Here is a 19,701-nt window from a genome sequence, read left to right on the forward strand (position 1 = left end):
CATGATTGGATTGAACACCGCAGCGGTTTACGTGCTGCAAACCCTCGGCAGTCTGTACCTGCTGATCGTGCTGCTGCGCTTCGTCCTGCAACTGGTGCGCGCGAACTTCTACAACCCGCTGTGCCAGTTCGTGGTCAAGGCCACCCAGCCGCTGCTCAAACCACTGCGCCGGATCATCCCGAGCCTGTTCGGCCTAGACATGTCGTCGCTGGTGCTGGCGATCCTCGTGCAACTGGCGCTGATGGCCCTGACCCTGCTGCTGACCTATGGCACCACCGGCAACCCGCTGCAGCTGTTCATCTGGTCGATCATCGGCGTGACCGCGCTGTTCCTGAAGATCTTCTTCTTCGCCCTGATCATCAGCGTGATCCTGTCGTGGATCGCTCCGGGCAGCCACAACCCGGGCGCTGAACTGGTGAACCAGATCTGTGAGCCGGCGCTGGCACCGTTCCGCAGGATTCTGCCGAACCTCGGCGGTCTGGATCTGTCGCCAATCTTCGCCTTTCTCGCGCTGAAGCTGATCGACATGCTGGTGATCAATAATCTGGCGGCGATGACCATGATGCCGGAAATCCTGCGCCTGCTGATGTGAGCTGGTTTCGCTGGGACGGGGACGACTTGATCCTCGAATGTCATCTGCAACCGGCAGCCCGCAGCGATGATTTCGCCGGGCTGCACGGTGACCGCCTGAAGATCCGCCTCACCGCGCCGCCGGTCGAGGGCAAGGCCAATGCTTATTTGATGGGTTTTCTGGCCAAGGCGTTTGGCGTGTCCAAGAGCCAGGTCAGCTTGCTCAGCGGCGAGTTGAACCGGCAGAAACGGGTGAAGATCTGTGCGCCTAAGAAGCTGCCGGAGTTGCCTGGGTTGGTTGGGCGCTTGTCTTGAGTTTTTGCGGCGTCTGTACCCCTCACCCCAGCCCTCTCCCCCTGGAGAGGGAGCCGATCCAGGGTGTTTTCAGAACCTGAGTTCACCCCGGATAGATCAGGTCGGTGTAGCTCAAAAGAACACCTCGGTCGGTCCCCTCTACCTCTGGGAGAGGGCTAGGGTGAGGGCCGCTTGCCGCTAACCCCCCCGGTCTTTAGACTTACGCCTCATTTCAACGAGAGCAGGGTCGATGCCAGCTGCCTTTCCCCCCGATTCTGTTGGTCTGGTGACGCCGCAAACGGCGCACTTCAGTGAACCTCTGGCTCTGGCCTGTGGCCGTTCGCTGCCCGCCTACGACCTGATCTACGAAACCTACGGCACGCTGAACGCGCAGGCGAGCAACGCCGTGCTGATCTGCCACGCCTTGTCCGGGCATCACCATGCCGCCGGCTATCACAGCGTCGACGACCGCAAACCCGGTTGGTGGGACAGCTGCATCGGCCCAGGCAAGCCGATCGACACCAACAAGTTCTTCGTGGTCAGCCTGAACAATCTGGGCGGCTGCAACGGCTCCACCGGCCCGAGCAGTATCAACCCGGAGACCGGCAAGCCGTTCGGTGCCGACTTCCCGGTGCTCACCGTGGAAGACTGGGTGCACAGTCAGGCGCGCTTGGCCGATCTACTCGGCATCCGCCAGTTCGCCGCCGTGATCGGCGGCAGCCTCGGTGGCATGCAGGCCTTGCAATGGACCATCACCTATCCGGATAGGGTGCGTCACTGCCTGGCCATCGCTTCGGCGCCCAAGCTGTCGGCGCAGAACATCGCCTTCAACGAAGTCGCGCGTCAGGCGATCCTCACCGACCCGGAATTCCACGGCGGCTCGTTCCAGGAAGCGGGCGTGATCCCCAAGCGCGGGCTGATGTTGGCGCGGATGGTCGGGCACATCACCTACCTGTCCGACGACTCGATGGGCGAGAAATTCGGTCGTGGCCTGAAGAGCGAAAAGCTCAACTACGACTTCCACAGCGTCGAGTTCCAGGTTGAAAGCTACCTGCGTTATCAGGGTGAAGAATTCTCCGGTCGTTTCGATGCCAACACCTATCTGTTGATGACCAAGGCGCTGGACTACTTCGATCCGGCGGCGAACTTCGACGATAACCTGGCGAAAACTTTCGAAAACGCCACCGCCAAGTTCTGCGTGATGTCGTTCACCACCGACTGGCGCTTCTCCCCGGCCCGCTCGCGAGAACTGGTGGACGCGCTGATGGCGGCACGCAAAGACGTGAGCTATCTGGAAATCGATGCCCCCCAGGGCCACGACGCCTTCCTGATTCCGATCCCGCGCTATTTGCAGGCGTTCGGCAATTACATGAACCGAATTACGGTGTGAACAAGCCATGAGAGCTGATCTGGAAATCATCCAGGAATGGATCCCCGCCGGCAGCCGCGTGCTCGACCTCGGTTGCGGCGACGGCGAACTGCTGACCTGGCTGCGCGACAACAAGAACGTCACCGGCTATGGCCTGGAAAACGACGCCGACAACATCGCCGAGTGCGTGGCCAAGGGCATCAACGTCATCGAGCAGGACCTGGACAAGGGCCTGGGCAACTTCGCCAGCAACAGTTTCGACATCGTGGTCATGACCCAGGCCCTGCAGGCCGTGCACTACCCGGACAAGATCCTCGACGAAATGCTGCGGGTCGGTCGTCAATGCATCATCACCTTCCCCAACTTCGGTCACTGGCGCTGCCGTTGGTATCTGGCGAGCAAGGGCCGCATGCCAGTGTCGGAGTTCCTGCCGTACACGTGGTACAACACGCCGAACATTCACTTCTGCACCTTCGAAGACTTTGAAGAACTTTGTCGCGAACGTGATGCGAAGGTCATTGATCGGCTTGCCGTGGATCAACAGCACCGCCACGGGTGGGCCAGTAAGCTATGGCCTAATCTGTTAGGTGAGATCGGTATCTACCGCGTCAGCAGTCCGGGCCTTGCAGATCACCGGATCGCGGTCTGAACCACGACATTTCGAGGAGAACGATCATGGCTCGTCTAGCCCTGTTGTTACTGACCGCCTGCCTAAGCGCCAGCGCCATGGCAGCGGACGTCATCAAAAGCGAGCGCCAGGAAACCTTCGGCGACGTGACGGTGCACTACAACACCTTCAACTCCACGTATTTGCAGCCGGACATCGCCAAAGCAGCCGAGCTGATCCGCAGCAAGAACCAGGGCGTGATCAACGTCTCGGTGATCAAGGACGGCAAACCGCTGAGCGCCAATGTCACCGGCACAGTCAAGGACCTGACCAGCCAGAGCGTGCCGCTGAACTTCCGCCAGGTCACCGAACAGGGCGCGATCTACTACATCGCCCAGTATCCGGTGGAGCAGCAGGAAACCCGCACCTTTGAAATCAAGGTGCAGAACGGCGACAAGATCAACACCATCAACTTCAACCAAGAACTTTTCCCCGGCGAATGATGAACCTCAAGCAGCTCGTACTGGCCAGCCATAACGCCGGCAAACTCAAAGAACTCCAGGCCATGCTCGGCGATTCGGTGCAACTGCGCTCGATCGGCGAATGGAGCAAGGTCGAACCGGAGGAAACCGGTCTGTCGTTCGTCGAGAACGCGATCCTCAAGGCGCGCAATGCCGCGCGCATCTCCGGTCTGCCGGCGCTGGCCGACGATTCCGGTCTAGCGGTGGACTTCCTCGGCGGTGCGCCGGGCATCTACTCGGCGCGTTATGCCGATGGCAAGGGCGATGCGGCGAACAACGCCAAACTGCTCGACGCCCTCAAAGACGTGCCTGAAGCCGAGCGCGGCGCGCAGTTCGTCTGCGTGCTGGCACTGGTGCGGCATGCCGATGATCCGCTGCCGATTCTCTGCGAAGGCCTGTGGCACGGGCGCATCCTGACCGCCGCCAGTGGCGAGCACGGTTTCGGCTACGACCCGCTGTTCTGGGTGCCGGAGCGTGACGTGTCCAGCGCCGAACTGAGCCCGGCCGACAAGAACCAGATCAGCCACCGCGCCCGTGCAATGGATCTGCTGCGCCAGCGTCTGGGCCTGAAATGACCGACAGCCACCCCGCGTCGTCGCTGATCATCGGCGGCGCCGCCTCTTCGCCTCGGGCGCCGCTGCCAACGCTGCCGCCCCTGGCGCTGTACATCCACATTCCGTGGTGTGTGCGCAAATGCCCGTATTGCGATTTCAACTCGCACACTGCCAGCCCGGTGCTGCCAGAAGAGGAATACGTCGACGCGTTGCTGGCTGACCTCGATCAGGATCTCCACGCGGTGTATGGCCGTGAAATCAGTTCGATCTTCTTCGGCGGCGGTACGCCGAGCCTGTTCAGCGCGCAAGCCCTCGGGCGCTTGCTCAAAGGCGTCGAGCAACGCATCCCGTTTGCGCACGACATCGAGATCACCCTGGAAGCCAACCCCGGCACCTTCGAGCAAGAGAAGTTCGTCGCGTATCGCAAGCTGGGGATCAATCGCCTGTCGATCGGCATCCAGAGCTTCCAGCAGCAGAAACTCGAAGCCCTCGGGCGTATCCATAACGGCGACGAAGCGGTGCGCGCGGCGGGAATGGCGCGTCAGGCCGGGTTCGATAACTTCAACCTAGACCTGATGCACGGCCTGCCCGATCAGTCGCTGGACGATGCCTTGAGCGATCTGCGCCAGGCGATTGAGCTGAAACCGACGCACATCTCCTGGTATCAGCTGACGCTGGAACCGAACACGGTGTTCTGGAACCAGCCGCCGGTGCTGCCGGAAGACGATACGCTGTGGGACATTCAGGAAGCCGGGCAAGCGCTGCTGGCCGCGCACGGTTACGCGCAATACGAAGTCTCGGCCTATGCCCAGCCCGGGCGGCCGGCGCGGCACAACCTCAATTACTGGAGTTTCGGCGACTTCATCGGCATCGGTGCTGGCGCCCACGGCAAGCTCAGTCATCCGGACGGGCGCATCGTCCGCACCTGGAAGACACGCCTGCCGAAGGACTATCTCAACCCAGCCAAGAGTTTCCAGGCCGGCGAGAAAGCCCTGACCAACGACGAGATGCCGTTCGAGTTCCTGATGAACGCTTTGCGTCTGACGGCAGGCGTGGAATCCCGCCTGTATCCCGAGCGCACCGGCCTGCCGCTGGAAAGTCTCGCCGAACACCGCCGCGAGGCCGAACAAAGCGGCCTGATGCAGGTCGAACCGTCACGTCTGGCGGCCACCGAGCGCGGACAACTGTTTCTCAACGACTTGCTGCAGAAATTTCTGAGCTGAGCCCAAAGGCCGCCCCAAGGAAAAACCCATGGATTTGATACTCGATCTGCTCGCCACCGTGTCCCGCTGGAGCCGCAGCAACCTCTCGGAAATCGCCCTGGCCCTGGTGGGCTGCCTGTTGGTGCTGTTCGGCGCCGACTTCAAAGGCTGGGTCGAACAACGCCTGGGCAGCATCGCCGGCGCCCTGCGCGTACCGTTGATGGCCCTGCTGTGCGTGATCGGCAGCGGCGCCGCGCTGATCTATGCAACACCGTGGGTGGTCAAGGGCCTGAGCCAGTTCAACAACTACAGCCTGGCGCCGGTGTTGTTGGTGGTGCTCGTCCTTATCGGCGTCGTCGCTGACCGCCGCTGATCTTTCGCCACCCCCAAAACAACTGTAGGAGCTGCGGCACGCTGCGATCTTTTGATCTTCAAATCAAGATCAAAAGCTCGCAGCGTGCCGCAGCTCCTACATTGGATATTGCGCGGGGCTCAGGACAGTTTTTCGAACTTCAGATCCCACACGCCATGCCCCAGACGTTCGCCGCGGCGTTCGAACTTGGTAATCGGCCGTTCGGCCGGGCGCGGTACGCATTTGCCGTCTTCGGCGAGGTTGCGGTAGCCCGGAGCGACGTTCATCACTTCCAGCATGTACTCGGCGTACGGTTCCCAGTCGGTGGCCATGTGCAGGATGCCGCCAACCTTCAGCTTGCTGCGCACCAGCTCGGCGAAGGACGCCTGAACGATGCGACGCTTGTGGTGACGGCTCTTGTGCCATGGATCCGGGAAGAACAGCATCAGGCGATCGAGGCTGTTGTCGGCGATGCAGCGGTTGAGCACTTCGATCGCATCGCAATCGTAGACCCGCAGGTTGGTCAGGCCCTGAGTCAGCACGCCATTGAGCAGCGCGCCAACACCCGGACGGTGCACTTCTACACCGATGAAGTCCTGATCCGGTGCCGCCGCAGCCATTTCCAGCAGCGAGTGGCCCATGCCGAAACCGATCTCCAGCGAACGCGGTGCCGAACGGCCGAACACCTGATCGTAATCCACCGGCGCGTCGGCCAGCGGCAGCACGAACAGCGGCGCGCCCTGATCCAGACCGCGTTGCTGGCCTTCGGTCATGCGCCCGGCGCGCATCACGAAACTCTTGATGCGGCGGTGTTGGCGCTCGTCGCCCTCTTCCGTCTGGAGAGGCGTGTCGTTCGATTCAGTCATCAATGGCTCTTACTTGATCAGACCATCCAGCGGCGAAGAGGCGCTGGCATAGAGTTTTTTCGGCATGCGACCGGCGAGATAGGCCAGACGGCCCGCGACGATCGCGTGTTGCATGGCTTGGGCCATCATCACCGGTTGCTGGGCGTGGGCGATGGCCGAGTTCATCAGCACCGCGTCACAGCCCAGTTCCATGGCGATAGTGGCGTCGGAGGCGGTGCCGACACCGGCATCCACCAGCACCGGAATTTTCGCTTCTTCGAGGATGATCTGCAGGTTGTACGGGTTGCAGATCCCCAGACCGGAACCGATCAGACCGGCCAGCGGCATGACCGCGATGCAGCCTATTTCCGCCAGTTGGCGAGCGATGATCGGGTCATCACTGGTGTAAACCATCACGTCGAAGCCTTCCTTGACCAGCGTTTCGGCGGCCTTGAGGGTTTCGATCACGTTGGGGAACAGGGTTTTCTGGTCGGCCAGCACTTCCAGCTTCACCAGGTTGTGACCATCGAGCAGCTCACGCGCCAGGCGGCAAGTGCGCACGGCCTCGATAGCGTCGTAGCAACCGGCGGTGTTCGGCAGGAAGGTGTAGCGATCCGGCGACAGCACTTCGAGCAGGTTCGGCTCGCCTTCGATCTGTCCGAGGTTGGTACGGCGCACGGCGAAGGTGACGATCTCGGCACCCGAGGCTTCGATGGCCTGGCGGGTTTCTTCCATGTCACGGTACTTGCCGGTACCAACCAGCAAACGCGACTGGTAAGTACGACCGGCCAGAACAAAAGGCTTGTCGCTGCGAACGATGCTCATGGGGAATCCTCTTTAGGGGTGAGGGTCTTGCAGAATTCTGTGCCCTTGCGGGCCGGCGATCAGCCGCCGCCGATGGCGTGCACCACTTCGACGTTGTCGCCGTCGTTGAGCACGGTGTCGGCATGCTGGCTGCGCGGGACGATATCCAGATTGAGTTCGACTGCCACCCGGCGACTGGTCAGGTCCAGTCGAGTGATCAGGGCCGCAACGGTTTCACCGTCGGGCAGTTCAAAGGATTCGCCGTTCAACTGAATGCGCATGCGCCAGGCCGCCATCATTTTTAGGGGCTGGCATTCTAGCCCGATCATGACCTAAAGGTCAGCACCAAGCGTCAAGCGGTTTACTGCAGGCGCCAGGCGGCAAGTCCAAGACACAGCCAGCCAACCAGAAACGCCAGACCGCCGAACGGAGTGATGATGCCGAGCTTGCTGATGCCGGTGGTGGTCAGCACATACAGGCTCCCGGAGAACAGCAGAATGCCGACAGTGAACGAAATACCCGCCCAGGTCACCAGCCGCCCCTGAATCTGCGTGGCGAGCAGCGCCACACCGAACAACGCCAGGGTGTGCACCAGTTGATAGGTCACGCCGGTGTGGAAGATCGCCAGATACTCAGGCGTGAGGCGATTTTTCAGGCCATGGGCGGCGAATGCGCCGAGGGCGACACCGGTAAAACCAAAGAAAGCGGCCAGCATCAGAAAGCCACGCAGCATGTGGAACTCCAGTCAGACTCGTTCGGCAGGGTCTGTATAATGGCCCGCTCTATCGGTTCGGCCAAGCCATCTCTATGCTGCGTTCACTTTTGCGTCGTCTCACGAAGGCCCTACTCTGGTTCGCGGGCGGCAGTGTATTGCTGGTGTTGCTGTTTCGCTTCGTGCCGCCGCCGGGCACGGCGCTGATGGTCGAGCGCAAGGTCGAATCCTGGATCGACGGCGAGCCGATTGACCTGCAGCGCACCTGGAAACCGTGGGACGAAATCTCCGACGATCTCAAGGTCGCGGTCATGGCCGGTGAAGACCAGAAGTTTCCCGAGCACTGGGGCTTTGACTTCGGCGCGATTCAGGCTGCGCTGGCCCACAACGAACTCGGCGGCTCGATTCGCGGTGCCAGTACCTTGAGTCAGCAAGTCTCCAAGAACCTGTTTCTGTGGTCCGGTCGCAGTTATCTGCGCAAAGGCCTGGAAGCGTGGTTTACCGCACTGATCGAGGTGCTGTGGCCCAAGCAGCGGATTCTTGAGGTGTACCTGAACAGCGTCGAGTGGGATGACGGGGTGTTTGGTGCCGAAGCCGCAGCACGCCATCACTTTGGTGTGAGCGCGAAGTCACTGTCGCGGCAGCAGGCGAGTTATCTGGCGGCGGTGTTGCCTAACCCGCGAGTGTGGAGCGCCAGCCATCCGACAGCGTATGTATCGCGGCGGGCCGGGTGGATTCGGCAGCAAATGAATCAGTTGGGCGGGACCAGTTATTTGCTGGGGCTGGATGATTCGCGCCGGGCGCCTTGGGCGCAGTAGCTAAAAGCAAAAGATCGCAGCCTGCGGCAGCTCTTACAGGTGCAAAGCAGTCCCGTGTAGGAGCTGCCGCAGGCTGCGATCTTTTGATCTTCTAAACAAAAACGCCCCGATCATCACTGATCGGGGCGTTTTTATTTGCCGAGGCGCCAGTTAGGCGGCGATCGACAACTTGAGCTTGTTCATCGCGCTCTTCTCGAGCTGACGGATCCGCTCGGCCGATACGTTGTACTTCTGCGCCAGGTCGTGCAGCGTGGCTTTCTCTTCTGCCAGCCAGCGCTGATAGAGGATGTCGCGACTACGTTCGTCCAGCACTTCCAGCGCTTCGTGCAGGTTGTGGTTGGAGTTGTCGCTCCAGTCGGCATCTTCCAGTTGACGCGCCGGGTCGTACCGGTGGTCTTCCAGGTAGTTGGCCGGCGACTGGAAAGCACTGTCGTCATCGGCTTCAGCAGCCGGGTCGAAGGCCATGTCATGGCCGGTCAGGCGACTTTCCATCTCGCGCACTTCACGCGGTTCGACGCCGAGGCTTTCCGCCACACGGTGGACTTCCTCGTTGTTCAGCCACGCCAGACGTTTCTTCTGGCTGCGCAGGTTGAAGAACAGCTTGCGCTGGGCCTTGGTGGTCGCGACTTTCACAATGCGCCAGTTGCGCAGGATGAACTCGTGAATTTCCGCCTTGATCCAGTGCACGGCGAACGAGACCAGACGCACACCCATTTCCGGGTTGAAGCGTTTTACCGCCTTCATCAAGCCGACGTTACCTTCCTGGATCAGGTCAGCCTGAGCCAGACCATAGCCGGAATAGCTACGGGCGATGTGTACGACAAATCGCAGGTGGGCGAGCACCATCTGCCGAGCCGCCCCCAGATCCTGCTCATAGTAGAGACTCTCGGCCAGTTCACGCTCCTGCTCCGGCGTCAGCAATGGAATGCTGTTGACGGTGTGCACATAGGCTTCCAGGTTCGCACCCGGAACCAACGCGTACGCAGGTTGCAAAGAATTGGTCATGCGAAAAAACCTCCCACTTACATACTCGTGCCTCTCGGCACTGCGAAAAATTGACCGGGAATTCAAGTACAAGTTCCCAAAAAAACCGCAAGGTCAATCACGCGCAAAAAAGATTCTACTTCGGCGCCAGCTCCCTGAGATGACGTGCGACTGCAATCCATGCACCGATATAACCCAACAGCACCGCGCCAAGCAAGAGCGACAGACCGTCGGCAACTGGCACTCCGGCCAGCGCGAAATCACTGCCGTACAAGCCGGCCAGCCCTACCACCGCGTCATTAAGCCAGTTCAGGCCGAACGCCAGCACACCCCAGGACAAGACACCCGCACCGAAGCCATACAGCGCGCCCATATACAGAAAGGGACGACGCACATAGCTGTCAGTGCCGCCGACGAGTTTAATCACTTCTATCTCTGTGCGGCGGTTTTCAATATGAAGACGAATGGTATTGCCTATCACCAAAAGTAATGCGGAAACCAAAAGCACCGTCAGACCGAAGACGAAACGATCACCGAGCTTGAGGATGGCGGCCAGACGCTCGACCCAGACTAGATCAAGTTGCGCCTGTTGTACCTTGGGCAGCTCGGAAAGTTTTTGTCTTAATGCTTCCAGCGTCGGCTTGTCGACCTCGTTCGGGGTCACCAGCACCACGCCCGGCAGCGGGTTCTCCGGCAGCTCGCGCAGGGCTTCGCCCAGACCGGACTGCTGCTGAAACTCTTCCAGCGCCTGATCGCGGCCGACATATTCGGCATCAGCAACGCCGGGCATGCTTTTGATCTGCTCGCGCAACGATTCGCCCTGCGCGGGCGTGGCGTCCAGTTGCAGATACAGCGAAATCTGCGCCGCACGCTGCCACGAACCGCCGAGACGCTCGACGTTGTTGATCAGCAGCGACAGGCCCATCGGCAGGCTCAGTGCCACGGCCATTACCATGCAGGTGAAAAAGCTGCCGATCGGCTGCTTGCCGAGGCGCCGCAGACTGTCGAGCAGGCTGGCGCGGTGACTTTCGATCCACGAACGCAGCAGCGTGGAAAAGTCCGGGCCGTCGTCATCGTCGTGTTTTTTCTTCTTTGGCGGCTGCGGATCGGCGGCTTTCGGGGCCACGCGCTCGGAAACCTTCGGACTGCGTGTTGCACTCATACGCCGGCCTCCCCGTCGCCGATCAAGCGGCCGCGTTGCAGGGTCAGCATGCGGTGGCGCATGCGCGCAATCAGGGCCAGGTCGTGACTGGCGATCAGCACGCTGGTGCCCAGCCGGTTGATGTCTTCGAATACGCCCATGATCTCGGCCGCCAGACGCGGGTCGAGGTTACCGGTCGGTTCGTCCGCCAACAGCAGCGCCGGACGGTGGACAATGGCGCGGGCGATGCCGACGCGCTGTTGCTGACCGGTGGACAGGTCGCCCGGGTACAGATCGGTTTTATCCGACAGCGCTACGCGCTCCAGCGCCGAATCGACGCGCTTGGCGATCTCGGCCTTGGACAGCCCGAGAATCTGCAGCGGCAGCGCGACGTTGTTGAACACCGTGCGATCGAACAGCAACTGGTGATTCTGGAACACCACGCCGATCTGCCGACGCAGGAACGGAATCTGCGCATTGCTGATGGTGCTCAGATCCTGCCCGGCCAGCAGCAGTTTGCCGCTGGTCGGACGCTCCATCGCCAGCAACAGGCGCAACAGCGTGGACTTACCGGCACCGGAGTGGCCGGTGACAAACAGAAATTCGCCACGACGGACTCGAAAGCTCAGCTCATGCAAGCCGACGTGACCGTTCGGGTAGCGTTTACCGACCTGTTCGAAACGAATCATGAACGCTCCCGCTCGGCAAACAGTGCCTGGACAAAGGGTTCGGCTTCAAAGGTACGCAGGTCGTCGATGCCTTCACCGACACCGATGTAGCGGATCGGCAAACCAAACTGCTTGGCCAGGGCGAAAATCACCCCACCCTTGGCGGTGCCGTCGAGCTTGGTCAGCGCCAGGCCGGTCAGTTCGACGGTCTGGTTGAATTGCTTGGCCTGGTTGATCGCGTTCTGACCGGTGCCGGCGTCGAGCACCAGCAGCACTTCGTGCGGCGCGTCGGCGTCGAGCTTGCCGATCACCCGGCGAACTTTCTTCAGCTCTTCCATCAGGTTGTCTTTGGTGTGCAGACGACCGGCGGTGTCGGCGATCAGCACGTCGATGCCACGGGCCTTGGCGGCCTGCACGGCGTCGAAGATCACCGACGCGGAGTCGGCGCCAGTGTGCTGGGCAATCACCGGGATCTTGTTGCGCTCGCCCCAGACCTGCAGCTGCTCAACGGCAGCGGCGCGGAAGGTGTCGCCGGCGGCGAGCATGACTTTCTTGCCTTCCAGTTGCAGCTTCTTCGCCAGCTTGCCGATGGTGGTGGTCTTGCCGGCGCCGTTGACGCCGACCACCAGAATCACGAACGGTTTGTTCTGCGAGGTGATTTTCAGCGGCTGTTCGACCGGCTTGAGCATCGCGGCCAGCTCGGCCTGCAACGATTTGTACAGCGCATCGGCGTCGGCCAGCTCTTTGCGTGCGACCTTCTGGGTCAGACGCTGAATGATCTGCGTGGTGGCTTCGACACCGACGTCGGCGGTCAGCAGACGGGTTTCCAGCTCATCGAGCAAATCGTCATCAATGGTTTTACGGCCGAGAAACAGGCTAGCCATGCCTTCGCCGATGCTGGCGCTGGTTTTCGACAGGCCTTGCTTGAGGCGGGCGAAGAAGCCGACTTTGGTTTCTTCGCTGCGCGGGGCTTCGACTGGCGTTTCAACCACTGCATCTACCGGCACGACGGAAGCAGCGACGACCGGTGCAGGTGCAGGTGCAGGTGCAGGTGCAGGTGCAGGTGCAGGCTCGGGTTGCTGCACGACCGGCGCAACAGGGGCAACGAACACCGGGGCCACTGGCTCGGGAACAACTGGCGCAGGCTCGACAACCGGCTCAACCACTGGCGCCGGAGCGACTTCAGGGACGAACGCGGCAGGCGCCGGAATCGGCGGTGTCACATGCGGCGCGGCCTCTTCGACCAAGGCCACCGGCTCCTCTGCCACTGGCAGGGTGAGCCATGGCTCGGCAGGCGGAGTCAGTGGCAGCTCGGCCGCCACCGGAGTTTCAGGTTCTGGCTCGGGCTCGACCGGTTGCAGCACCGGCTCGGCAATCGGCAGCACAATCGGCGCCGGCTCTTCTTCTATGGCAGGCGCTGGCGTCGGAGCCGGTTCAGGAATCGCGGGCGGCTGTTCGACGACGGGTTCCTGCGGTTTCTTACGCAGCCATCCGAACAGGCTTTTCTTCTCGCCAGCCGCAGCTGGGGTCTTCTTGTCGTCGTTGGAACCAAACATGGAGGACGGCTATCTCACGGTAGCGACGCGCCATAAGGGCGCCCCGGCAAATAAATATTCGATGCAGAACAGACTGTGTTTCATCCAGCTTGTTCACGCGCAACATTTTGTCGAGGCGCCAGCGGCACCCCAAAGATTCGTATTAACGAAGGACTAAACCGGCAAAATCGGCGAAAAAGCGAAGTCTAGTCGATAAACCGCAGCTTTCTGCCGCCAACCTATACAACCGCATCAGGCCTGAAAACCTGATAGGCGTGGTCGCCGGTAAAACGGATCAGTATCCTAGCACCCTCTCGCCCGCCGACGCTAAGACCAAGCGGGCAGCCCAACAGGTTAAAAAACGAATGAATGCTCTAGCCCGCCGCGCTGCAGGCCTGCTGCTCAGCACAGTCTGCCTGCCCCTTTCGGCCCTGGCGGCCGACCCGCAACCGACCCACGAATTCACCCTCGACAACGGCCTCAAGGTCGTCGTGCGCGAAGACCATCGCGCGCCGGTGGTGGTGTCGCAGGTCTGGTACAAGGTCGGTTCCAGCTACGAAACCCCGGGCCAGACCGGTCTGTCCCACGCGCTCGAGCACATGATGTTCAAGGGCAGCGAGAAAGTCGGCCCCGGTGAAGCCTCGTTGATCTTGCGCGACCTCGGCGCCGAAGAGAATGCGTTCACCAGCGACGACTTCACCGCTTATTACCAGGTGCTGGCCCGCGACCGTCTGGGCGTGGCCTTCGAACTGGAAGCCGACCGCATGGCCAATCTGCGCCTGCCGGCCGACGAATTCGCCAAGGAAATCGAAGTCATCAAGGAAGAGCGTCGCCTGCGCACCGACGACAAGCCGATGTCCAAGGCCTACGAGCGCTACAAGGCGATGGCTTACCCGGCCAGCGGCTACCACACGCCGACCATCGGCTGGATGGCGGACCTGGACCGGATGAAGGTCGAAGAGCTGCGCCACTGGTATCAGTCCTGGTATGTGCCGAATAACGCCACGCTGGTGGTGGTCGGCGACGTCACCCCGGACGAAGTGAAGACCCTCGCCCAGCGCTACTTCGGGCCGATTGCCAAGCGCGACGTGCCACCGGCGAAGAAACCGCTGGAACTGGCCGAGCCGGGTGAGCGCCAGATCACCCTGCATGTGCAAACCCAATTGCCCAGCCTGATGCTCGGCTTCAACGTGCCCAGCATCGCCACTGCTGAAGACAAGCGCTCGGTCAACGCCCTGCGCCTGATCTCGGCGCTGCTCGACGGCGGTTACAGCGGGCGCATCCCGACGCAACTGGAACGCGGCGAAGAGCTGGTTTCCGGCGGTTCGTCGAGTTACGACGCCTACACCCGTGGCGACAGCCTGTTCACCCTGTCGGCGACACCGAACACGCAGAAGAAAAAGACCATGGCGCAAGCTGAAGCCGGTCTGTGGAAATTGCTGGAACAGCTGAAAACCACCGCACCGTCCGCCGAAGAACTGGCGCGCGTGCGGGCACAAGTGATCGCCGGCCTGGTGTTCGAACGTGATTCGATCACCAGCCAGGCCACCGCCATCGGCCAACTGGAAACGGTCGGGCTGTCGTGGAAGTTGATGGACACCGAACTCGCCGATCTGGAAAGCGTGACCCCGCAAGACATCCAGAACGCCGCCAAGCTGTATTTCACCCGCGAACGTCTCAGCGTCGCCCATGTCCTGCCACTGGAGACGACTCATGAGTGAGCGCAAATCCCCACGCCTGTTGCTCGGCCTGATCGCCGTGGCGGTCATCGGCTCCGCCGCGTTCTACCTGATGCCCGGTGTCAAAACCGACGCCAGCGAAGCGCTGGATAACGCCAAGACCAGCCAGAAACTGCAATCGCTGGCCGAACTCGACGGCAAGGCCCCGGCCAGCCGCAAGCTCGACGTGCAGACCTGGAACACTGCCGAAGGCGCCAAGGTGCTGTTCGTCGAAGCCCATGAGCTGCCGATGTTCGACATGCGCCTGATCTTCGCCGCCGGCAGCAGCCAGGACGGCAATGCGCCGGGCCTGGCAGTTCTGACCAATGCCATGCTCAACGAGGGCGTGGCCGGCAAGGACGTCGGCGCCATCGCTCAGGGCTTCGAAGGCCTCGGTGCGGATTTCGGCAACGGTGCCTACAAGGACATGGCGCTGGCTTCGCTGCGCAGCCTGAGTGCCGCCGAGCAACGTGAACCGGCGCTGAAGCTGTTCTCCGAAGTGGTGGGCAAACCGACCTTCCCGGCCGATTCCTTTGCGCGCATCAAGAACCAGATGCTCGCCGGTTTCGAATACCAGAAACAGAACCCCGGCAAACTCGCCAGCCTTGAGTTGATGAAGCGTTTGTACGGCGACCACCCGTATGCGCATTCCAGCGACGGCAACCCGCAGAGCGTGCCGAAGATCACACTGGCGCAACTACGTGAATTCCACGCCAAGGCCTACGCCGCGGGCAACGTGGTGATCGCGCTGGTCGGTGACTTGTCTCGCGCCGAAGCCGAGGCGATTGCCAATCAGGTCTCCGGCGCCCTGCCTAAAGGCCCGGCGCTGGCGAAGATCGCCCAGCCGCAGGAACCGAAGGCCAGCGTCAATCACATCGAGTTCCCGTCGAAGCAGACCAACCTGTTGCTCGCGCAACTGGGCATCGACCGTGACGACCCGGATTACGCGGCGCTGTCGATGGGCAACCAGATCCTCGGTGGCGGCGGTTTCGGCACGCGTCTGATGAGCGAAGTGCGCGAAAAGCGCGGCCTGACCTATGGCGTGTACTCGGGTTTCAGCCCGATGCAGGCTCGCGGCCCGTTCATGATCAACCTGCAGACCCGCGCGGAAATGAGCGAAGGCACCCTGAAACTGGTGCAGGACGTGCTCGCCGATTATCTGAAGACCGGCCCGACCCAGAAAGAACTCGACGACGCCAAACGCGAACTGGCCGGCAGCTTCCCGCTGTCCACCGCGAGCAACGCCGATATCGTCGGCCAGCTGGGCGCCATGGGCTTCTATAATCTGCCGTTGAGCTATCTGGATGACTTCATGCGTCAGTCCCAGAGCCTGACTGTCGAGCAGGTCAAAGACGCGATGAACAAACACCTGAGCACGGACAAACTGGTCATCGTCAGCGCTGGCCCGACCGTGCCGCAAAAGCCGTTACCGGCCCCATCTGATAAACCTGCCGAGCAACCGCTCGGGGTTCCGGAGCATTAATGGCTACTCGTCCTAAAAAACCTGCGCAGAACGTTCACAACGGTGTGAACCAGTTGCGCATCATCGGCGGCGAATGGCGCAGCCGCAAACTGAGCTTCCCCGATGCGCCGGGCCTGCGCCCGACACCGGATCGCGTGCGTGAGACCCTGTTCAACTGGCTCGCACCGTATGTGGCCGGGGCCAAGGTGCTGGACCCGTTCGCCGGCAGCGGCGCACTGTTTCTCGAGGCACTGTCGCGTGGCGCAGCCATGGGTCAGGCGCTGGATGCCAGCCACGTCGCGGTATCGAGCCTGAAGGAACACCTCGGCACCCTGCGCTGCACCAACGGCCAGGTGCAGACCGCGGACGCGCTGCGCTATCTGGAAACCCAGGTCGCCACGCCGTACGACTTGGTATTTCTCGATCCGCCGTTCAACCAGAACCTGCTGCCAGCGGTCTGCACTTTGCTGGAAGAGCGCCAATGGCTCGCGCCGGATTCGTGGATCTACACTGAAAGCGAAACCGCGCCTTCGACGCTGGGCCTGCCGGGCAACTGGCGCCTGCACCGCGAACAGAAATCCGGGCGGGTGTACTACGCGTTGTGGCAACGTATGGCTGTTAACTGAACGTATTGAACAACCCTGTGGCGAGGGAGCTTGCTCCCGCTGGACTGCGCAGCAGTCCCAAAAAAGGGCCGCTTCGCGCCCCAGCGGGAGCAAGCTCCCTCGCCACAAAAGGTGTGTGCCCTCTGGAAACTGAACGCTTCACCCCCGCCTTCGGCCTCGGCAATCCGCACCTGCAAACCTTGTGGGGGCCGCTGTGGCGCAAAACCGTGCACCTTGATAGCAAGCGTGAACGCCTGTGGCTGGACGACGGGGATTTCCTCGATCTCGACTGGCACGGCCCGCACAGCGCCGAGGCGCCGCTGGTGCTGGTGCTGCATGGGCTGACCGGTTCATCCAATTCGCCTTACGTTGCCGGGATCCAGGCGGCACTCGCCGCGCAAGGCTGGGCCAGTGTCGCGCTGAACTGGCGCGGATGCTCCGGCGAACCCAATCTTTTGCCGCGCAGCTATCACTCCGGCGCCAGCGAAGACCTCGCCGAAGCCATCCGACACCTGCGCGCCAAGCGCCCGCTGGCGCCGCTGTATGCGGTGGGCTATTCCCTGGGCGGCAATGTGTTGCTCAAGCATCTGGGCGAGACCGGCAGCGACAGCGGCGTGCTCGGTGCAGTGGCGGTGTCGGTGCCGTTTCGGCTTGATCAGTGTGCCGACCGCATTGGCCAGGGGTTTTCCAAGGTCTATCAGGCGCACTTCATGCGCGAGATGGTCGCCTACATCAAGAACAAGCAACGCCAGTTCCAGCACGACGGGCGCGAGGATGGCCTGGCGGCTCTGGCGGCGCTCGGTTCGCTGGAGAACATGCGCACCTTCTGGGACTTCGATGGCCGAATCACTGCACCGTTGCATGGCTTTACCGATGCCGAGGATTACTATCGCCGGGCGTCGAGTCGCTACTTTCTCGGCGAAATCCGCACGCCGACCCTGATCATTCAGGCCGCTGACGATCCGTTCGTGTTTCCCCACAGCCTGCCGACCGCCGAGGAGTTGTCCGCCAGCACCCGGTTCGAGTTGCAGGCCAAGGGTGGGCATGTCGGGTTTGTCGATGGCACGTTCCGCCAGCCCGGTTACTACCTGGAACGGCGCATCCCGCAATGGCTGGCCCGTGTGACGTCATGAGCGATCAGGGCGAGTCGATCCGCTTCTGGCAAACCGCGCCGCTGGCCGGGGTCGAGTTGCTGTCGGCGCGCTATATCGAGCATCGCTTCGCCCCGCACGTCCACGACGGTTATGTGATCGGCATGATCATGGCCGGCGCCCAGCGTTATCGCTATCGTGGCGCCGAACACCTGGCCGGCAGCGGCACCTTGGTGCTGATCAACCCGGACGAATTGCACACCGGGCACAAGGGCACCGAGGACGGCTGGCTGTACCGGGCGTTTTATCCCGATACCGGGCAGATCGTGTCCCTGCTCGAAGAACTGGAACTGCCCACTGCGCCGATGCCGGCGTTTGGCGCGACGCTGTACCGCGACCCGGATCTGGTCAACGGTTTCTGTCAGTTGCATCGTTTGCTGGAAAGCCCGGCCACCGCCCTGCAACAGCAGACGATGTGGCGCGAAATGATGCTGCTACTGTTGCAGCGCCATGCGGCGGTGCAGATCAATGGCAAACCGGGCAAGGAGCACCGCGCGGTGGTGATGGCCAAGGAGCTGCTGCACGCGCAACTCGCGGCGCCGCCATCGCTGGAAGAACTGGCGGCCGCGGTGAATCTGTCGCCCTTCCACTTCGCCCGGGTATTCCGCCGCGCCACCGGCATGCCGCCGCACACCTGGCTGATGCAGCAACGCATCGCCACCGCCCGGGGTTTATTGCAGGGTGGTTGTCTGCCGGTGGAAGTCGCCATGCAGTTGGGCTTTGCCGATCAGAGTCATCTGAGCCGGCAGTTCAAGCAGGTTTACGGGGTTGGGCCAGCGGCGTATCGCAGTGCCCGACGCCCCCCTTCAAACACCGAATAACCCTTGTAGGAGTGAGCCTGCTCGCGATGGCGGCTGATCAGGCAACATTGATGTCGACAGACACAACGCTAACGCGAGCAGGCTCACTCCTACAGTCGGGATTACTCGCCCGTGGCTATGCCCCGGGAAGGCTCGTTGATCCACTCACTCCACGACCCGGCATACAGCGAACCCAGCGGATACCCCGCCAGGCACAACGCAAACAGGTTGTGACACGCCGTCACCCCGGAGCCGCAATAGGCGACCAGTTCTGTTGGCGAACGATCACCTAGTTTCGCGGCAAAGCGCTGCTTGAGCTGCTCCGCCGGCAGGAAGCGTCCGTCGCTGCCAAGGTTTTCGGTAAACGCTGCGCATTGTGCACCGGGAATGTGCCCGCCGATCGGATCGATCGGCTCGACCTCACCCTTGAAGCGCGGCAAGGCCCGGGCGTCGAGCAACGTCAGCGACGGCTGAGCAAGGCGCTTGTGCAATTGTTCGGCGCTCAGCAGCAGTTTCATGTCCGGCTGACCACTGAAATTGCCCCGGCTGACCGACGGTGCATCCAGGCTCAGCGGCAGACCGGCGGCGTGCCAGGCCTTGAGCCCGCCGTCGAGAATGAACACGCCATCGCGCTTGCCCAGCCACGCCAGCAACCACCAGGCGCGGGCCGCATAGGCACCGGGGCCGTCGTCGTACAAAACCACATCGCTGTCGGCATTGATGCCCCAGGCCTGCAGACGCTCGATCATCGCCGCCGGCTCAGGCAGCGGGTGACGTCCGGTGACGCCTTTGATCACCTTGCCGCTGAGATCGCGCTCAAGGTCGGCGAAGCTGGAACCGGCGATGTGTCCTTCGGCATAGCTGCGCTGCCCGTAGTCCGGGTCTTCGAGGGCAAAACGACAATCGAGAATCACCAGCCCCGGCTGCTCCTTGCGGGCATCCAGTGCATTCGGGCTGAGCAGTTGCGCAATCGGCATAACGGACTCCTG

23 protein-coding genes are annotated in these 19,701 nt (G+C 61.9%); 14 read left to right on the forward strand and 9 right to left on the reverse strand.

Annotated features, from left to right (window positions below; genetic code table 11):
• Nucleotide 1: 1 nt before the first annotated feature.
• The 8 genes from ABV589_RS12910 (at nt 2) to ABV589_RS12945 (ending at nt 5,490) form a co-directional block, all read left to right on the forward strand.
• Nucleotides 2-592 (forward strand): YggT family protein, encoded by a 591-nt coding sequence (locus ABV589_RS12910; protein WP_367086077.1) that lies wholly within the window; start codon nt 2-4, stop codon nt 590-592.
• Nucleotides 589-885, forward strand: coding sequence for a DUF167 domain-containing protein (locus ABV589_RS12915; RefSeq protein ID WP_115985948.1), 297 nt, complete (start codon nt 589-591; stop codon nt 883-885). Before ABV589_RS12910 ends, ABV589_RS12915 begins: the two co-directional genes overlap by 4 nt.
• Before the next feature lie 229 nt (nt 886-1,114).
• Nucleotides 1,115-2,254, forward strand: coding sequence for a homoserine O-acetyltransferase (locus ABV589_RS12920; RefSeq protein ID WP_258676957.1), 1,140 nt, complete (start codon nt 1,115-1,117; stop codon nt 2,252-2,254).
• 7 nt (nt 2,255-2,261) lie between these two features.
• A complete protein-coding gene (metW, locus tag ABV589_RS12925) occupies nt 2,262-2,882 on the forward strand; it encodes a methionine biosynthesis protein MetW (RefSeq protein WP_367086078.1) in 621 nt (206 codons plus the stop codon).
• A gap of 26 nt (nt 2,883-2,908) precedes the next feature.
• Nucleotides 2,909-3,343, forward strand: coding sequence for a DUF4426 domain-containing protein (locus ABV589_RS12930; RefSeq protein WP_329697136.1), 435 nt, complete (start codon nt 2,909-2,911; stop codon nt 3,341-3,343).
• Nucleotides 3,340-3,936 carry an RdgB/HAM1 family non-canonical purine NTP pyrophosphatase gene (gene rdgB / locus ABV589_RS12935; RefSeq protein ID WP_095186987.1) on the forward strand — a complete coding sequence of 199 codons (597 nt, stop codon included), beginning with the start codon at nt 3,340-3,342 and terminating at the stop codon, nt 3,934-3,936. The genes ABV589_RS12930 and rdgB overlap by 4 nt, the downstream gene beginning before the upstream one ends.
• Nucleotides 3,933-5,138, forward strand: a complete 1,206-nt coding sequence (hemW, locus tag ABV589_RS12940) for a radical SAM family heme chaperone HemW (protein WP_367086079.1) — start codon at nt 3,933-3,935, stop codon at nt 5,136-5,138. Before rdgB ends, hemW begins: the two co-directional genes overlap by 4 nt.
• Nucleotides 5,139-5,166: 28 nt before the next feature.
• Nucleotides 5,167-5,490 carry a DUF3392 domain-containing protein gene (locus tag ABV589_RS12945; RefSeq protein ID WP_003229134.1) on the forward strand — a complete coding sequence of 108 codons (324 nt, stop codon included), beginning with the start codon at nt 5,167-5,169 and terminating at the stop codon, nt 5,488-5,490.
• Between the two features lie 119 nt (nt 5,491-5,609).
• On the opposite strand, the gene trmB is transcribed toward ABV589_RS12945, so the two are convergent.
• The 4 genes from trmB to ABV589_RS12965 form a co-directional block, all read right to left on the reverse strand.
• A complete protein-coding gene (gene trmB, locus ABV589_RS12950; RefSeq protein ID WP_367086080.1) occupies nt 5,610-6,335 on the reverse strand; it encodes a tRNA (guanosine(46)-N7)-methyltransferase TrmB in 726 nt (241 codons plus the stop codon).
• Between the two features lie 9 nt (nt 6,336-6,344).
• Complete coding sequence (locus ABV589_RS12955) at nt 6,345-7,139, reverse strand: thiazole synthase (protein WP_007964131.1); 795 nt, start codon at nt 7,137-7,139, stop codon at nt 6,345-6,347.
• 59 nt (nt 7,140-7,198) lie between these two features.
• The gene (thiS, locus tag ABV589_RS12960) at nt 7,199-7,399 is read right to left on the reverse strand and encodes a sulfur carrier protein ThiS (RefSeq protein ID WP_367086081.1); all 201 of its coding nucleotides are present in this window, start codon (nt 7,397-7,399) and stop codon (nt 7,199-7,201) included.
• Between the two features lie 80 nt (nt 7,400-7,479).
• Complete coding sequence (locus ABV589_RS12965) at nt 7,480-7,851, reverse strand: DUF423 domain-containing protein (RefSeq protein WP_367086082.1); 372 nt, start codon at nt 7,849-7,851, stop codon at nt 7,480-7,482.
• 74 nt (nt 7,852-7,925) lie between these two features.
• Here ABV589_RS12965 and mtgA point away from each other — a divergent pair, with 74 nt between their 5' ends.
• Nucleotides 7,926-8,648, forward strand: a complete 723-nt coding sequence (gene mtgA / locus ABV589_RS12970; protein ID WP_367086083.1) for a monofunctional biosynthetic peptidoglycan transglycosylase — start codon at nt 7,926-7,928, stop codon at nt 8,646-8,648.
• Between the two features lie 150 nt (nt 8,649-8,798).
• Here mtgA and rpoH read toward each other — a convergent pair whose 3' ends face one another.
• From rpoH to ftsY, 4 genes are all read right to left on the reverse strand, one after another.
• Nucleotides 8,799-9,653: an RNA polymerase sigma factor RpoH gene (gene rpoH / locus ABV589_RS12975; RefSeq protein ID WP_003229146.1), complete on the reverse strand. Its 855-nt coding sequence runs from the start codon at nt 9,651-9,653 to the stop codon at nt 8,799-8,801.
• A 115-nt stretch (nt 9,654-9,768) separates the two neighbouring features.
• A complete protein-coding gene (gene ftsX, locus ABV589_RS12980) occupies nt 9,769-10,794 on the reverse strand; it encodes a permease-like cell division protein FtsX (protein WP_367086084.1) in 1,026 nt (341 codons plus the stop codon).
• Entirely contained in the window at nt 10,791-11,462 is a 672-nt protein-coding gene (gene ftsE, locus ABV589_RS12985; protein ID WP_003229148.1) for a cell division ATP-binding protein FtsE, read from the reverse strand. The genes ftsX and ftsE overlap by 4 nt, the downstream gene beginning before the upstream one ends.
• Entirely contained in the window at nt 11,459-12,997 is a 1,539-nt protein-coding gene (gene ftsY / locus ABV589_RS12990; RefSeq protein WP_367086085.1) for a signal recognition particle-docking protein FtsY, read from the reverse strand. Before ftsY ends, ftsE begins: the two co-directional genes overlap by 4 nt.
• Before the next feature lie 344 nt (nt 12,998-13,341).
• Here ftsY and ABV589_RS12995 point away from each other — a divergent pair, with 344 nt between their 5' ends.
• From ABV589_RS12995 to ABV589_RS13015, 5 genes are all read left to right on the forward strand, one after another.
• The gene (locus ABV589_RS12995) at nt 13,342-14,697 is read left to right on the forward strand and encodes a pitrilysin family protein (protein WP_007964140.1); all 1,356 of its coding nucleotides are present in this window, start codon (nt 13,342-13,344) and stop codon (nt 14,695-14,697) included.
• Nucleotides 14,690-16,177, forward strand: a complete 1,488-nt coding sequence (locus ABV589_RS13000; RefSeq protein ID WP_367086086.1) for a pitrilysin family protein — start codon at nt 14,690-14,692, stop codon at nt 16,175-16,177. The genes ABV589_RS12995 and ABV589_RS13000 overlap by 8 nt, the downstream gene beginning before the upstream one ends.
• On the forward strand, nt 16,177-16,782 hold the full coding sequence (gene rsmD, locus ABV589_RS13005; RefSeq protein WP_367086087.1) for a 16S rRNA (guanine(966)-N(2))-methyltransferase RsmD: 606 nt from the start codon (nt 16,177-16,179) through the stop codon (nt 16,780-16,782). The genes ABV589_RS13000 and rsmD overlap by 1 nt, the downstream gene beginning before the upstream one ends.
• Nucleotides 16,783-16,895: 113 nt before the next feature.
• Nucleotides 16,896-17,894 carry a hydrolase gene (locus ABV589_RS13010; RefSeq protein ID WP_367086088.1) on the forward strand — a complete coding sequence of 333 codons (999 nt, stop codon included), beginning with the start codon at nt 16,896-16,898 and terminating at the stop codon, nt 17,892-17,894.
• Entirely contained in the window at nt 17,891-18,733 is an 843-nt protein-coding gene (locus ABV589_RS13015) for an AraC family transcriptional regulator (RefSeq protein ID WP_367086196.1), read from the forward strand. The genes ABV589_RS13010 and ABV589_RS13015 overlap by 4 nt, the downstream gene beginning before the upstream one ends.
• Before the next feature lie 101 nt (nt 18,734-18,834).
• On the opposite strand, the gene ABV589_RS13020 is transcribed toward ABV589_RS13015, so the two are convergent.
• Nucleotides 18,835-19,689, reverse strand: a complete 855-nt coding sequence (locus ABV589_RS13020) for a sulfurtransferase (protein ID WP_367086089.1) — start codon at nt 19,687-19,689, stop codon at nt 18,835-18,837.
• Between the last annotated feature and the right edge of the window lie 12 nt (nt 19,690-19,701).

This window comes from Pseudomonas sp. HOU2 (assembly GCF_040729435.1).
In the GTDB taxonomy this organism is placed as follows: Bacteria; Pseudomonadota; Gammaproteobacteria; order Pseudomonadales; family Pseudomonadaceae; genus Aquipseudomonas.